17 protein-coding genes are annotated in these 14666 nt (G+C 58.6%); 14 read left to right on the forward strand and 3 right to left on the reverse strand.

The features are described from left to right. The first annotated feature begins 93 nt into the window (after nucleotides 1-93). On the forward strand, nucleotides 94-714 hold the full coding sequence (locus tag ACOTZD_RS06560) for a TIGR04211 family SH3 domain-containing protein (protein ID WP_001303390.1): 621 nt from the start codon (nucleotides 94-96) through the stop codon (nucleotides 712-714). 60 nt (nucleotides 715-774) lie between these two features. Beyond that, nucleotides 775-2016, forward strand: a complete 1242-nt coding sequence (locus ACOTZD_RS06565) for a multifunctional CCA addition/repair protein (RefSeq protein ID WP_047654220.1) — start codon at nucleotides 775-777, stop codon at nucleotides 2014-2016. 13 nt (nucleotides 2017-2029) lie between these two features. Here ACOTZD_RS06565 and bacA read toward each other — a convergent pair whose 3' ends face one another. Together bacA and folB are read right to left on the reverse strand one after the other, a co-directional pair. Beyond that, a complete protein-coding gene (bacA, locus tag ACOTZD_RS06570; protein WP_003862545.1) occupies nucleotides 2030-2851 on the reverse strand; it encodes an undecaprenyl-diphosphate phosphatase in 822 nt (273 codons plus the stop codon). A 105-nt stretch (nucleotides 2852-2956) separates the two neighbouring features. Continuing rightward, nucleotides 2957-3325, reverse strand: coding sequence for a bifunctional dihydroneopterin aldolase/7,8-dihydroneopterin epimerase (gene folB, locus ACOTZD_RS06575; RefSeq protein WP_003862547.1), 369 nt, complete (start codon nucleotides 3323-3325; stop codon nucleotides 2957-2959). A gap of 107 nt (nucleotides 3326-3432) precedes the next feature. On the opposite strand from folB, the gene plsY reads away from it, so the two are divergent. The 10 genes from plsY (at nucleotide 3433) to ureG (ending at nucleotide 11248) form a co-directional block, all read left to right on the forward strand. Further along, on the forward strand, nucleotides 3433-4047 hold the full coding sequence (plsY, locus tag ACOTZD_RS06580) for a glycerol-3-phosphate 1-O-acyltransferase PlsY (protein WP_003862548.1): 615 nt from the start codon (nucleotides 3433-3435) through the stop codon (nucleotides 4045-4047). 92 nt (nucleotides 4048-4139) lie between these two features. After that, nucleotides 4140-5606, forward strand: coding sequence for an MFS transporter (locus ACOTZD_RS06585; protein ID WP_048209626.1), 1467 nt, complete (start codon nucleotides 4140-4142; stop codon nucleotides 5604-5606). Nucleotides 5607-5762: 156 nt separating this feature from the next. Beyond that, nucleotides 5763-6590, forward strand: coding sequence for an urease accessory protein UreD (locus ACOTZD_RS06590; protein WP_047654222.1), 828 nt, complete (start codon nucleotides 5763-5765; stop codon nucleotides 6588-6590). 10 nt (nucleotides 6591-6600) lie between these two features. After that, on the forward strand, nucleotides 6601-6903 hold the full coding sequence (locus ACOTZD_RS06595) for an urease subunit gamma (protein ID WP_003862556.1): 303 nt from the start codon (nucleotides 6601-6603) through the stop codon (nucleotides 6901-6903). A 10-nt stretch (nucleotides 6904-6913) separates the two neighbouring features. Continuing rightward, nucleotides 6914-7228, forward strand: a complete 315-nt coding sequence (locus ACOTZD_RS06600; protein ID WP_003862557.1) for an urease subunit beta — start codon at nucleotides 6914-6916, stop codon at nucleotides 7226-7228. Beyond that, complete coding sequence (ureC, locus tag ACOTZD_RS06605; RefSeq protein ID WP_174402132.1) at nucleotides 7221-8924, forward strand: urease subunit alpha; 1704 nt, start codon at nucleotides 7221-7223, stop codon at nucleotides 8922-8924. Before ACOTZD_RS06600 ends, ureC begins: the two co-directional genes overlap by 8 nt. A gap of 9 nt (nucleotides 8925-8933) precedes the next feature. Further along, the gene (gene ureE, locus ACOTZD_RS06610; protein ID WP_045895132.1) at nucleotides 8934-9398 is read left to right on the forward strand and encodes an urease accessory protein UreE; all 465 of its coding nucleotides are present in this window, start codon (nucleotides 8934-8936) and stop codon (nucleotides 9396-9398) included. A 9-nt stretch (nucleotides 9399-9407) separates the two neighbouring features. Beyond that, on the forward strand, nucleotides 9408-9947 hold the full coding sequence (locus tag ACOTZD_RS06615) for a HupE/UreJ family protein (RefSeq protein WP_003862561.1): 540 nt from the start codon (nucleotides 9408-9410) through the stop codon (nucleotides 9945-9947). Further along, nucleotides 9947-10621, forward strand: coding sequence for an urease accessory protein UreF (locus ACOTZD_RS06620; protein ID WP_032607933.1), 675 nt, complete (start codon nucleotides 9947-9949; stop codon nucleotides 10619-10621). Before ACOTZD_RS06615 ends, ACOTZD_RS06620 begins: the two co-directional genes overlap by 1 nt. A gap of 9 nt (nucleotides 10622-10630) precedes the next feature. Beyond that, nucleotides 10631-11248, forward strand: a complete 618-nt coding sequence (gene ureG, locus ACOTZD_RS06625) for an urease accessory protein UreG (protein ID WP_014071813.1) — start codon at nucleotides 10631-10633, stop codon at nucleotides 11246-11248. Nucleotides 11249-11335: 87 nt separating this feature from the next. Here the strand turns inward: ureG and tsaD are convergent, their stop codons facing one another. After that, nucleotides 11336-12349, reverse strand: coding sequence for a tRNA (adenosine(37)-N6)-threonylcarbamoyltransferase complex transferase subunit TsaD (gene tsaD / locus ACOTZD_RS06630; protein ID WP_022651877.1), 1014 nt, complete (start codon nucleotides 12347-12349; stop codon nucleotides 11336-11338). Between the two features lie 236 nt (nucleotides 12350-12585). Here tsaD and rpsU point away from each other — a divergent pair, with 236 nt between their 5' ends. Both rpsU and dnaG read left to right on the forward strand, forming a co-directional pair. Beyond that, the gene (gene rpsU / locus ACOTZD_RS06635) at nucleotides 12586-12801 is read left to right on the forward strand and encodes a 30S ribosomal protein S21 (protein WP_001144069.1); all 216 of its coding nucleotides are present in this window, start codon (nucleotides 12586-12588) and stop codon (nucleotides 12799-12801) included. Nucleotides 12802-12916: 115 nt separating this feature from the next. Beyond that, nucleotides 12917-14662: a DNA primase gene (dnaG, locus tag ACOTZD_RS06640; protein WP_003862574.1), complete on the forward strand. Its 1746-nt coding sequence runs from the start codon at nucleotides 12917-12919 to the stop codon at nucleotides 14660-14662. Nucleotides 14663-14666 lie beyond the last annotated feature (4 nt).

A 14666-nucleotide genomic window follows, 5' to 3' on the forward strand; every position in this document is an offset into this window, starting at 1 on the left:
TGACACAGATGATTCCGATTGATGATGAATCCTTTGCGTAGCGACACTGATACCACTACTATCGTTCCACTTTTTATGAAAATAACGACTGATATGCTTAAATTACGCCTGATTGGACTTACTTTACTCGCTTTTAGCGCCGCAACCGCGGTCCACGCTGAAGAGAAACGTTACGTTTCTGATGAACTGAATACCTGGGTACGCAGCGGCCCTGGAGACAATTATCGCCTCGTGGGTACGGTAAATGCCGGCGAGGAAGTGACCCTGCTGCAAACTAACGCAGACACCAATTACGGTCAGGTTCGTGACAGCTCTGGCCGCACCTCATGGATCCCGCTGAAAGAGCTGAGCACGGTGCCAAGCCTGCGCACCCGCGTGCCGGATCTGGAAAATCAGGTGAAAACCCTGACTGACAAGCTGAACAACATCGACGGCACCTGGAACCAGCGCACCGCAGAGATGCAGCAGAAAGTGGCGCAAAGCGACAGCGTGATCGCCGGTCTGAAAGATGAAAATCAGAAGCTGAAAAATGAGCTGATCGTCGCGCAGAAGAAAGTGAACGCCGCGAATCTACAGCTGGATGACAAACAACGCACCATCATCATGCAGTGGTTTATGTATGGCGGCGGGGTGCTGGGCGTCGGTCTGGTGCTGGGTCTGGTGCTTCCTCACCTTATCCCAAGCCGTAAACGTAAAGACCGCTGGATGAACTAACTCGTCTTCTCTGCCACACTTACGTATCATCTTGCGAAAAGAGAAAACGGGAGTGTTGGCGTGAAGAGTTATCTGGTCGGTGGTGCGGTACGTGATGCGTTATTAGGTCTGCCGGTCAAAGATAAAGACTGGGTCGTGGTCGGTGCCACGCCCGAAGCGATGATTGACGCGGGCTACCAGCAGGTAGGCCGCGATTTTCCTGTGTTCCTCCATCCGAAAAGCCGGGAAGAGTACGCCCTGGCGCGAACCGAACGGAAATCCGGTTCCGGTTATACCGGCTTCACCTGCTATGCCGCGCCGGATGTGACGCTGGAGCAGGACTTACTGCGCCGCGATCTCACCATTAATGCCCTGGCGCAGGACGAAAACGGCCATATTATCGACGTCTACGGCGGCCAGAACGATCTGCGCGACCGTCTTTTACGCCATATTTCCCCCGCCTTTTCTGAAGATCCGTTACGCGTACTGCGCGTGGCGCGTTTTGCCGCCCGTTATGCCCATCTCAGCTTCCGCATCGCCGACGAGACGATGGCGCTGATGACGGCCATGACCGACGCGGGCGAGCTGGAACACCTGACGCCAGAACGCGTCTGGAAAGAGACCGAAAACGCCCTGACTACCCGTAATCCGCAGATCTTTTTCCAGGTTCTGCGCGACTGCGGGGCGCTGAAAGTGCTGTTCCCGGAAATAGATGCGCTGTTTGGCGTGCCCGCCCCGGCGAAATGGCACCCGGAAATTGATACCGGCATTCACACCCTGATGACGCTGAGCATGGCCGCTATGCTCAGTCCTGAAGTGGACGTGCGCTTTTCCACTCTCTGCCATGACCTCGGCAAAGGGTTAACGCCAAAGGAATTGTGGCCACGCCATCACGGGCACGGTCCGGCTGGCGTAAAGCTGGTTGAAGGGATTTGCCAGCGCCTGCGCGTGCCGAATGACATTCGCGATCTGGCAAAGCTGGTCGCCGAGTTCCACGACCTGATCCACACCTTCCCGATCCTGAAACCCGCCACCATCGTCAGGCTGTTCGATAACATCGACGCCTGGCGCAAGCCGCAGCGCGTGGAGCAAATTGCGCTGACCAGCGAAGCCGACGTGCGCGGCCGCACCGGGTTTGAAGCGTCCGATTATCCGCAGGGTCGTTTGCTGCGTGAGGCGTGGGACGTAGCGAAAGCGGTGCCAACGAAAGAGGTGGTGGAGGCAGGGTTTAAAGGCCCGGAGATCCGCGAAGAGCTGACGAAGCGGCGGATTGATGCGGTTGCGGCGTGGAAGGAAAAACGTTGCCCTCAGCCGAAAGACTGAGGGCGGTCGGTCATCAGAAGAAGACCACGTACACGGCAGCCGCGACGATAAAGCGGTAGATCGCGAACGGAATAAACGAAATACGCTTAATCAGTTGCAGGAAGGTTTTGATGGCGATCAGCGCCACAATGAAGGCGGTGATAAAGCCCACGGCGAACATCGGAATGTCACCCACGGTCAGGAAGCCGATGCTTTTGTAGAGATCCAGCGCGGTGGCGCCCATCATCATCGGCACCGCCAGCAGGAACGAGAACTCAGACGCCGCGTAACGGCTCACGCCCATCAGCATCCCGCCGGAAATGGTTGCCCCTGAACGGGAGAAGCCCGGCCACAGCGCCAGACACTGGAAGCAGCCAATCATAAACGCCTGACGATACGTCATATCGTCCAGACCTTCCGCACGCGGGGTTTTTGGCTTCAGCACTTCGGCGGCAATCAGCAGGAAGCCGCCGACAACCAGCGCGTACATCACGTTAATCGGGTTGAAGAGCGATTTAATGGTGTCGTGGAACACCAGCCCCAGCACCACTGCCGGGATCATCCCGAGCAGAATATGAATCAGCGTCAGACGCCCCTTGCCCTCTCCTTCACGCTGCGGCAAACGCCCGAAGTGGATGCCGATCAGACCAAACAGACGACGCCAGAACATCACAACCACCGCCAGGATAGAGCCCAGCTGGATCACCACCTCAAACGTCTTTGCGGTATCACCTTCAAAGCCCAACAGATGGCCAACGATAATCATATGGCCCGTACTGGACACCGGCAAAAACTCCGTCAATCCTTCGACCACACCCAGTATTGCCGCCACCAGCAGCGAGTGCATATCGCTCATCTATAAACCCCTAAAAAGATATAAAAAAACGGTCGCCACAACGGCTACCGTGAAACATACAGCTCTAAGACCGATATAACCTAAAATGGTTTAGCTATTATGACGTTAAATCTTTCCTTTCAGATTTGTGCCACGCTCGATAATCACGCCCACGTTGGCGGCGCGCGCCACCGCGCCCGGCTTGCTTAGCTTAATGCGCACCCACGGGGAGTTAAATTTGCTCAGCAGCAGGTCTGCCACCTCTTCCGCCACGCGTTCTACCAGCGCAAATCGTTGCCCTTCCACATGGCCGATGACCGTTTCACTGATGTCGGCGTAGCTCAGACAATCATTCACATCATCGCTTTTCGCTGACTTGCGGTTATCCCAGCCCATTTCGATATCGAACACCAGTTTCTGCTCGATGGTCTGTTCCCAGTCGTAAACACCAATTGTGGTGATTACCGAAAGTTGCTCTATAAATACAATATCCATCACGACCTGCCTGCTTTTTGGCTAAACCGGATACCACTTCCGGCGAATTATGCGTATTATCCACAGATGCTGAGAATACAGATACATTTTCAAAACGGAACAGCGTTATGAGTGCAATCGCGCCTGGAATGATTATCCTCGCCTACCTTTGCGGCTCAATCTCCAGCGCCATTCTGGTCTGCCGCATCGCCGGGTTGCCTGACCCGCGTGAAAGTGGTTCCGGGAATCCGGGGGCGACCAATGTACTACGAATTGGCGGCAAGGGAGCAGCCGTAGCGGTTTTGATTTTTGACGTTCTGAAAGGAATGCTTCCCGTCTGGGGCGCGTATGCGCTCGGCGTCACACCCTTCTGGCTGGGGCTGATAGCCATCGCCGCCTGCGTCGGCCACATCTGGCCTGTTTTCTTTGGTTTTAAAGGCGGTAAAGGCGTGGCCACTGCGTTTGGCGCGATTGCGCCGATCGGCTGGGATCTCACCGGCGTGATGGCGGGCACCTGGCTGCTGACCATCCTGCTGAGCGGTTATTCGTCGCTGGGCGCCATCGTCAGCGCACTGATCGCCCCGTTCTATGTCTGGTGGTTTAAACCGCAGTTTACCTTCCCGGTGTCGATGCTCTCGTGTCTGATCCTGTTGCGCCATCACGACAACATTCAACGCCTGTGGCGTCGTCAGGAAACGAAGATCTGGACGAAGCTCAGACGTAAAAAGAAAGACGCTCAGTAAACCGTTCGTTATGCCTTATAACCAAATGTGATTTTTGTCACCTTCTGCCTGTGGTAACTGTTAGAGACACAACACAACCACACAAAAAGAAAATGGCAGAAATCACAGATTCAACTCCCCTTCCAGCGGCAGGAAACACCCCGGATGGCGATATCAAGTGGGTACGCAGCGCATCGGACGTTTCACGTCTCGTTAATGACGGCTCTCAGGGCCGGGCCAATGCCCGCATCGTGGTCGGTATCGCGCTCGGGGGAATTTTTCTCGATGCCTACGATCTCGGCGCGCTGGCATTCGGCATCAAAGACATCACCCGCGAATTTAACCTGACGCCCGCCGGTACCGGCATGGTGGCTTCAGCCATTACGTTTGGCGCGATTGTCGGGGCGCTGCTCGGCGGCTATCTTACGGATAAAATCGGGCGCTACCGCGTCTTTATGGCCGATATGGTATTCTTTGTCGTTGCCGCTATCGCCTGTGCGCTGGCCCCGAACGAATATGTGCTGGCGGGCGCGCGCTTTGTGATGGGTCTTGGCGTTGGGATCGACCTTCCCGTCGCGATGGCGTTTCTCAGCGAGTTCGCCAGACTGAAAGGCCCGGGGAATAAAGCCTCCAGCGTCGCGATGTGGTGTCCCACCTGGTATGCGGCCATCAGCATCTCTTATCTTCTGGTGCTCTTCTTTTACGCCGTGCTGCCGGAAAGCCACAGCGACTGGCTCTGGCGTCTGATCCTTGGCTTTGGCGCGGTGCCCGCGCTGGTGATTATCGCCATCCGCAGCCGCTATATGAGCGAATCCCCGGTCTGGGCGGCGAATCAGGGCAATCTGAAGGAGGCGGCGTCTATCCTGCGGCAGTCTTACAACATTAATGCCCACGTACCGCAGGATGCGCTCGACCAGCCCGCGCCTGTTGTGAACAAGGCAAAATGGTCGAACTACCTGAACCTGTTCCGCGGTATCTATCTGCGGCGTACCACGCTCGCCACGCTGCTGTCGGTCGTCTCCTCGTTCGCCTATAACGCCGTAGCCTTTGGCCTGCCGGTGATCATCTCCAGCTTCTTTGTGCAGTCGATGCTGACGACCATTCTGATCTCGCTGGCGCTTAATCTGCTGTTCGCGTTTGTCGGCGGGCTGCTGGCGGTGCGCTATGTTCCGCGCTTCGGCGCATGGCGGATGTCACTGGCGGGTTATGCGTGCCAGCTGGCGGCGCTGCTCGGCCTGGCGCTGATTGGCCGCCCTGACGGGTCCACGGAAGGCGTGGTCGCCGTCGCGATGCTGGCGCTGTTCCTGTTTGGCCAGGGTTTTGGTCCGGGTGCGCACACCATGACGTTTGCCTCTCTGAGCTACCCGACCTCGCTGCGCGGTGTGGGTGTGGGGCTTAACCAGACGCTGATGCGCAGCAGTTCAACGCTATCACTGTTTCTGTTCCCGCTGCTGGTCGCCTCGCTGGATACCGCCGTGTTCTGGGTGATTGCGCTGGCGCCGTTTATCGGCCTGGCCTCGCTGCTGGCGATCCGCTGGGAGCCGTCGGGGTATGATGTGGATGCAGAGGATTATCGCTAGCCTTTCTTGCCGGGTGGCGCTGCGCTTACCCGGCCTACATTACTGAAACCGGCTCACATGAGCCGGTTTTTTTATCCATAAGCGACTCATATGACAGCCTTCATTTCCGCCAGGGCATACTGAAACGTATCCCGATAGTGCGGAAGTGGAAGCACCATGTTAGCAACTCAGGTCACTGATAATTCATACAAAGGCTGGCAGGCCTCGCTTGCCCTCCAGTTTTGTCATACCCCTGAGAAAACCCTCCTCCATTCCGCGCGTCACACCGGGCCACTTACCGTTCAGCGTCCGTTTTATCCCGAAGGGGAAACCTGCCACCTTTACCTGCTGCACCCGCCAGGCGGAATTGTGGGCGGGGATACGCTGGATATTTCCGTGCGGCTCGACGCCAAAAGCCATGCCCTCCTCACCATGCCCGGCGCCAGCAAGTTCTATCGCAGCAGCGGCCCGCTGGCCTGCCTCAGTCAGCATTTTTACCTCGACGAAGAGGCCACGCTGGAGTGGCTGCCGCAGGACACCATTATTTTCCCCGGCGCTAACGCCGCGCTGCGTTCCGTCTTTCACCTGCACGCCACCAGCACGCTGCTGGCGTGGGAGCTGTACTGTCTGGGCCGTCCGGTGATAAACGAAACCTTCAGCCAAGGCACGCTGGAGAGCCGCCTTGAGGTGTGGGTGGATGGCGAGCCGCGTCTGATTGAGCGACTGCATCTCAGCGGTGGCGATCTGACGCCCGTCGCGGACCATCCGTGGGTCGGCACGCTGCTGTTCTATCCGGCCCGGGAAGCACATCTCGACACGGTGCGCGAGCGGCTCGCCCCGCTGGAAAACTTTGGCGGGGCGACGCTCACCGACGATCTGCTGTCGGTGCGTTTTCTCTCGCACGACAACCTGATTTGTCAGCGGGTGATGCGCGATATCTGGCAGTCGCTTCGCCCGCTTTTAACCCCCAAAACCGCCTGTTCGCCGCGCATCTGGCAGACATAAGAGAAACGCTATGGAACTGACTCCCAGAGAAAAAGACAAGCTGTTGCTGTTCACCGCCGCGCTGGTTGCCGAACGCCGCCTCGCGCGCGGGGTAAAGCTCAACTATCCGGAATCGGTCGCGCTGATCAGCGCCTTTATTATGGAAGGCGCGCGCGATGGCGAAACCGTCGCCTCGCTGATGGAAGCCGGCCGCCACGTCCTGACGCGCGATCAGGTGATGGAGGGCGTACCGGAGATGATCCCGGATATTCAGGTGGAAGCCACCTTCCCGGACGGATCCAAGCTCGTCACCGTCCACAACCCGATCGTGTAAGGAGCGCGTGATGATCCCAGGTGAATACCGGATCCAGTCCGGCAACATTGCTCTCAACGTCGGGCGCGAAACCCGAAGTGTGATAGTGGAAAACCACGGCGACAGGCCGATCCAGGTGGGATCGCACTATCACTTTTACGAGGTCAACCCGGCGCTGAAGTTCGATCGCGAGGCCACCCGAGGCTACCGGCTGAACATCCCGGCGGGCACCGCTGTGCGCTTCGAGCCCGGCCAGAAGCGGGAAGTGACGCTGGTGCAGGTGACGGGCGCACAGCGCATTTTCGGTTTTCGCGGCGAGATCATGGGCGAGGTGAAACATGGCTGAGATTTCACGCCAGGCGTATGCCGATATGTTCGGCCCCACGACCGGGGATAAAGTGCGGCTGGCCGACAGCGAACTGTGGATCGAAGTAGAAGACGATCTCACGATCTACGGAGAAGAGGTTAAATTCGGCGGCGGAAAAGTGATCCGCGACGGCATGGGACAGGGGCAGATGACCGCCGACGACTGCGTGGATCTGGTGCTCACCAACGCGCTGATCGTCGATCACTGGGGGATCGTGAAAGCGGATATCGGCGTAAAAAATGGGCGGATCTTCGCCGTCGGCAAAGCCGGAAACCCGGACATTCAGCCCGGCGTGACGATCCCGATTGGCGCAGCAACGGAAGTGATCGCCGCCGAAGGCAAGATTGTCACCGCTGGCGGGATCGACACCCATATCCACTGGATCTGTCCGCAGCAAGCGGAAGAGGCGCTGGTCTCTGGCGTCACCACCATGATCGGCGGCGGCACCGGGCCCGCGGCAGGTACAAACGCCACCACCTGCACGCCGGGGCCATGGTATATCGCCCGCGTGTTGCAGGCTGCCGATACGCTGCCGGTGAATATTGGCCTGCTGGGCAAAGGGAACGGTTCAAACCCGGACGCGCTGCGCGAGCAGATCGCGGCAGGTGCCATCGGGCTTAAGATCCACGAAGACTGGGGTGCGACGCCTGCGGCCATCAACTGCTCGCTGGAGGTCGCTGAAGAGATGGATATCCAGGTGGCGCTGCACAGCGACACGCTGAACGAGTCCGGTTTTGTCGAAGATACGCTGGCCGCCATCGCCGGGCGCACCATCCACACCTTCCACACCGAAGGGGCGGGCGGCGGCCATGCGCCAGATATCATCACCGCCTGTGCGCACCCGAATATTCTGCCCTCCTCCACCAACCCGACGCTGCCCTACACGGTCAACACCATCGACGAGCACCTGGACATGCTGATGGTTTGCCATCACCTCGACCCGGATATCGCCGAGGACGTGGCGTTTGCCGAATCCCGCATTCGCCGGGAGACCATCGCCGCCGAAGACGTGCTGCACGATATCGGCGCGTTCTCACTCACCTCGTCAGATTCACAGGCAATGGGCCGCGTGGGGGAAGTGATTATCCGCACCTGGCAGGTCGCGCACCGCATGAAGGTTCAGCGCGGCGCGCTGCCGGAAGAGACCGGCGATAACGACAACTTCCGGGTGAAGCGCTATGTCGCCAAATACACCATTAACCCGGCGCTGACCCACGGCATCGCCCATGAAGTGGGCTCGATTGAGGCGGGCAAGCTGGCGGACCTGGTGGTCTGGTCCCCGGCGTTCTTCGGCGTCAAGCCCGCCACCATCGTCAAAGGTGGGATGATCGCCTGCGCACCGATGGGCGATATCAACGCCTCGATCCCCACGCCGCAGCCGGTGCATTACCGCCCGATGTTTGGATCGCTGGGCGCCGCGCGCCACGCCACGCGGCTGACGTTTGTCTCGCAGGCCGCCAGTGCGAACGGCATCCCGCAGCAGCTCAACTTGCAGAGCGCCACGGCGGTGGTGAAAGGCTGCCGGACGGTGAAAAAGGCGGACATGATCCACAACGCTCTGCAACCGAACATCACCGTCGACTCGCAAACCTACGAGGTGCGCGTCGACGGCGAACTGATTACCAGCGAACCGGCTGACGTTCTGCCGATGGCACAACGCTATTTCCTGTTTTGAGGAGTGATGATGATTTATCTGACCCAACGCCTGGACCACGCACACCCGACTACCGCCAGCGTCACGCTGCCGATTGACGTGCGGGTGAAAAGCCGCGCCCGCGTGGCCCTGAACGACGGTCGCGAAGCCGGGCTGATGCTGCCGCGCGGTTTGCTGCTGCGCGGCGGCGATCTGCTGACCACCGACGACGGCAGCGAGGTGATCGAAGTGATCGCGGCCCCGGAGTCGGTTTCCGTGGTGCGCTGCGCCGATCCGTTCCTGCTCGCCCGCGCCTGTTACCACCTGGGCAACCGTCACGTGCCGCTGCAAATTATGCCCGGCGAGCTGCGCTACCACCACGACCACGTTCTTGACGACATGCTGCGTCAGTTCGGGCTGGAGGTGACCTTCGCTAGCCTGCCGTTTGAACCGGAAGCGGGGGCTTACACCAGCGATGCCCACAGCCATGGCCACTCCCACTCTCATTCACATTAAGGACTCATCATGCGCAAGTATTTACCGCTGTTTCTGCTGGCATTTTCCGTTCCGGCGCTTGCCCATCCGGGCCACGGGACCGACAGCTTCCAGGCCGGATTTCTCCATCCGCTGACCGGGCTGGATCACCTGCTGATGCTGACGGGGGCTGGCGTGCTGTCCGCCCTGAGCGGCCGCAAGCTGCTGCTGCCGTTAGCAACGCTCGGCATGATGCTTGCTGGCGCCGTTGCGGGCAGCCTGCTCGGCGGTTTTAGCGGCATGGAAATGCTGATTATCGCCTCGCTGGCGGTCTGCGGCGTAATGATGTTCAAGACTGAAAATCGCCTGCTGCTGGCGGTGCCAGCCCTGGCGATGTTCCACGGCTGGGCGCACGGCGTGGAGATGTCCGGCCACAGCTTCTGGCTCTTCACCAGCGGGTTTATGTTAGCCAGCGCCACGGTGCTGTGCGCCAGCTTCGCGGCAGGGCTGCTGCTGCGCCGTCACGACGGCCTGCGTAAAACCTTCGGTGGCGGGCTGATCGTCTCTGCCCTGCTGGCGCTGATGAGCTGATGGAGCACGCCCGCCAGCGGCTGCGCCTGATGCAGCTCTCCAGCAGTAGCCTGCCGGTCGGATCGTTTACCTGGTCGCAGGGGCTGGAGTGGGCTGTCGAGGCCGGGTGGGTCACGGACGCTGAGGCCTTCAGGCGCTGGCAGATCCAGCAGATGGAGCAGAGCTTTTTCTGCGTCGACCTGCCGCTGTTTATCCGCCTTTATCGTGCCTGCGAGAAGCAGGACGTCGCGACAGCAAAACGCTGGACGGCATACCTGCTCGCCTGCCGGGAAACGCGCGAGCTGCGCGATGAAGAACGCAACCGTGGCGCGGCCTTTACGCGCCTGATTAAAAGCTGGGAACCCGCCTGCCCGCCAGAATGGTTGCCGCTGTTGACGCAGAGCCAGCTCTGCGGCATGGCGTGGCTCGGCGTGCGCTGGGGCATTAGCACGCGTGAGCTGGCGCTGAGCCTGGGCTACAGCTGGATTGAGAGCGCGGTGATGGCGGGCGTCAAGCTGGTGCCGTTTGGGCAGCAGGCCGCACAACAGCTGATTATCGACCTGAGCGACCATTTTGCCGCCGGGTTTGAACAGGCATTTTTACGTGGCGACGACGCGCTGGGGGCCGCTACGCCGCTGTCCGCCATCGCCTCCGCGCGCCACGAAACCCAATATTCACGACTATTCCGTTCCTGAGGAGTCAATATGGCTGATTACAAACATCCCCTGCGCGTTGGCGTGGGCGGCCCGGTAGGGTCGGGCAAAACCGCCCTGCTGGAAGCGCTCTGCAAGGCGATGCGCGATACCTATCACCTGGCGGTGGTGACTAACGATATCTACACCAAAGAGGATCAGCGCATCCTGACCGAGGCGGGTGCGCTGGAGCCAGAGCGCATCGTGGGCGTGGAAACGGGCGGCTGTCCGCACACCGCCATCCGCGAAGATGCTTCAATGAACCTGGCGGCGGTGGAAGCACTCAGCGAGAAGTTCGGCAATCTGGATCTGATCTTCGTCGAAAGCGGCGGGGATAACCTGAGCGCGACCTTCAGCCCGGAGCTGGCGGACCTCACCATCTACGTCATCGACGTGGCCGAAGGGGAAAAAATCCCGCGCAAGGGCGGGCCGGGGATCACCAAATCCGATTTTCTGGTGATCAATAAAACCGACCTCGCGCCGTACGTGGGGGCGTCGCTGGAGGTAATGGAACGCGACACTAACCGCATGCGCGGCGAGCGTCCGTGGACCTTTACCAACCTGAAAGCGGGTGACGGGCTGGCGACGATCATTGCGTTTCTGGAAGAGAAAGGGATGCTGCGGGTGTAGTGCGGGTTATTGCCGGGTGGCGGCTTCGCCTGACCCGGCCTACGGTTTTGTAGGCCCGGTAAGCGCAGCGCCACCGGGCAAAAAAACTCACGCCTCCGGCAGCTCCGCCAGCGGCCAGCGCGGACGCACGGACACGCTCAGGTCAGCCGTTGCGCCAGCGTTCAGGCGCACCATCCCGGCGTAGGCGATCATCGCCCCGTTATCGGTACAAAATTCAGGACGCGCGTAGAACACTTCCCCACGACGCTTTTGCATCATCTCTGCAAGCTTCGCGCGCAGCGTACGGTTGGCGCTCACGCCGCCTGCCATCACCAGGCGCTTAAAGCCGGTCTGATCCAGCGCGCGTTTGCACTTGATCATCAGCGTATCCACCACCGCATCTTCGAACGCACGAGCGATGTCGGCACGCGTCTGCTCGCTGTCGTCGTTATTGCGGATGGTGTTCGCCGCGAAGGTTTTCAAACCGGAGAAGCTGAAATCCAGCCCCGGACGATCAGTCATCGGCCGTGGGAAGACAAAGCGCCCTTCCGTGCCCTGTGCGGCCATTTTCGAGAGCATCGGGCCGCCCGGGTAATCCAGCCCCAGCAGCTTGGCGGTTTTGTCGAAGGCTTCACCGGCTGCATCGTCAATTGACTCGCCCAGCAGCTCATACTTGCCAATACCCGTTACGCTGATCAGTTGGGTATGACCACCGGAAACCAGCAGCGCCACAAACGGGAACGCTGGCGGATTGTCTTCCAGCATCGGCGCCAGAAGGTGCCCTTCCATATGGTGAACCGGAATGGCCGGAACATCCCACGCGAAGGCCAGTGAACGCCCTACCGTTGCGCCGACTAGCAGCGCGCCGACCAGGCCCGGTCCTGCGGTATAGGCCACGGCATCAATATCTTTTGCACTCAACCCGGCCTCTTTCAGCGCCGCCTGGATCAGGGGAACCGTTTTACGCACGTGGTCACGAGAGGCCAGTTCAGGCACGACGCCGCCGTAGTCAGCGTGCAATTTCACCTGACTATACAGTTGGTTGGCCAGAAGCCCTTTTTCGTCGTCGTAAATCGCGATGCCGGTTTCATCGCAGGATGTTTCAATACCCAGTACACGCATGACTTGTTTTACCTCGTTTCAATACCGCGCAGTGTAGAGCCTGGGCGGATTGTTGTAAAACTTTGTTCGCCCCAGGAAGAAGCCTCGTGTATACTCCTCACCCTTATTAAAGTCCCTTTCAAAATCGCATCGGTGCTTTACAAAGCAGCAGCATTTGCAGTAAAATTCCGCACCATTTTGAAATAAGCTGGCGTTGATGCCAGCGGCAAACCGAATTTATTAAAGGTGAGAGTTACATGCCGGTAATTAAAGTACGTGAAAACGAGCCGTTCGACGTAGCACTGCGTCGCTTCAAACGTTCATGCGAGAAAGCAGGTGTTCTGGCTGAAGTTCGTCGTCGTGAGTTTTATGAAAAACCAACGACCGAACGTAAGCGCGCTAAAGCTTCCGCTGTGAAACGTCACGCGAAGAAACTGGCTCGCGAAAACGCACGCCGTACTCGTCTGTACTAATCTGTTGAGGGCCACAGCCCTCAATTGACAGACAGAGTTGTAGTCGTAAGGCCGTGCTTCCGGAAGGAATGCGCGGCTTGTTTTCGTTTATAAGTCGCTTAAATTTTTGGGGCATATGGCCGGAAGAATCCCACGCGTTTTCATCAATGACCTGCTTGCCAGAACCGACATCGTCGATCTCATCGACGCGCGGGTGAAGCTAAAAAAGCAGGGCAAGAACTACCATGCGTGCTGTCCGTTCCATAACGAAAAAACCCCCTCTTTCACCGTAAACGGTGAAAAGCAGTTCTACCATTGCTTCGGCTGTGGCGCACACGGTAATGCCGTTGATTTTTTGATGAACTACGACAAGCTCGAGTTCGTTGAAACCGTCGAAGAGCTGGCGGCGATGCATAACCTTGAAGTGCCGTATGAAGCGGGCAGTGGGCCAAGTCAGATCGAGCGCCATCAGCGGCAAACGCTGTACCAACTGATGGATGGCCTGAATTCGTTTTACCAACAGTCTCTTAAGCACTCTGCGGCTGAGCCTGCGCGTCAGTATCTGAACAAGCGCGGACTGAGTGACGATGTGATTGCGCGTTTCGCTATTGGTTACGCCCCGCCCGGCTGGGACAACGTGTTAAAGCGTTTTGGCGGCAATAGCGAAGATCGTAAATCCCTCATCGACGCAGGCATGCTGGTCACCAACGACCAGGGACGAAGCTACGACCGCTTCCGTGAACGGGTGATGTTCCCGATCCGCGACAAGCGTGGCCGGGTGATAGGTTTTGGTGGTCGCGTGCTGGGTGATGCCCTGCCGAAATACCTTAACTCCCCGGAAACCGATATTTTCCATAAGGGCCGCCAGCTTTACGGTCTTTATGAGGCACAGCAGGATAATGCGGAACCTCCGCGTCTTCTGGTCGTCGAAGGCTATATGGATGTTGTTGCGCTGGCGCAGTACGACATTAACTATGCCGTTGCGTCGCTGGGAACGTCCACCACGGCGGACCATATCCAGCTGCTGTTCCGCGTCACCAACAACGTGATTTGCTGTTACGACGGTGACCGCGCAGGACGCGACGCCGCCTGGCGAGCGCTGGAAACCGCGTTGCCGTATATGACCGACGGGCGTCAGTTACGCTTTATGTTCCTGCCCGACGGTGAAGACCCGGATACGCTGGTGCGTAAAGAGGGCAAAGCGGCGTTTGAAGCGCGGATGGAGCAGGCTCAGCCGCTCTCCACGTTTCTGTTTAACAGCCTGATGCCGCAGGTTGATTTGAGTACCCCTGACGGGCGCGCGCAGCTCAGCACGCTGGCGCTGCCGTTAATCAGCCAGGTGCCCGGCGAAACGCTGCGCATCTATCTGCGTCAGGAGTTAGGCAACAAGCTCGGCATTCTGGATGACAGCCAGCTTGAACGTTTAATGCCGAAACAGGCTGAAAACGGCACGGTACGCCCCGCGCCTCAGCTAAAACGCACAACCATGCGTATACTGATAGGGTTGCTGGTACAAAACCCCGAACTTGCTCCGCAAGTGCCGTCGCTGGCGGGTTTGAACCACGAAAAATTGCCCGGGCTTGGCTTATTTTCAGAATTGGTCAACACTTGTTTGTCTCAGCCAGGTCTGACCACCGGACAACTTTTAGAGCATTATCGCGGCACAAAAGAGGCCGCTACCCTTGAAAAACTGTCGATGTGGGACGATATAGCAGATAAGGATATCGCAGAAAAAACGTTCACCGACTCACTCAACCATATGTTTGATTCGATGCTTGAGTTGCGCCAGGAAGAGTTGATAGCTCGCGAGCGCACCCATGGCCTAAGCAGCGAAGAACGCCGGGAGCTCTGGATGATTAACCAGGAACTGGCGAAGAAATAAAAAA

The sequence above is a fragment of the Enterobacter cloacae complex sp. SHL022 genome, from assembly GCF_049237785.1.
GTDB lineage: Bacteria > Pseudomonadota > Gammaproteobacteria > Enterobacterales > Enterobacteriaceae > Enterobacter > Enterobacter hormaechei_C.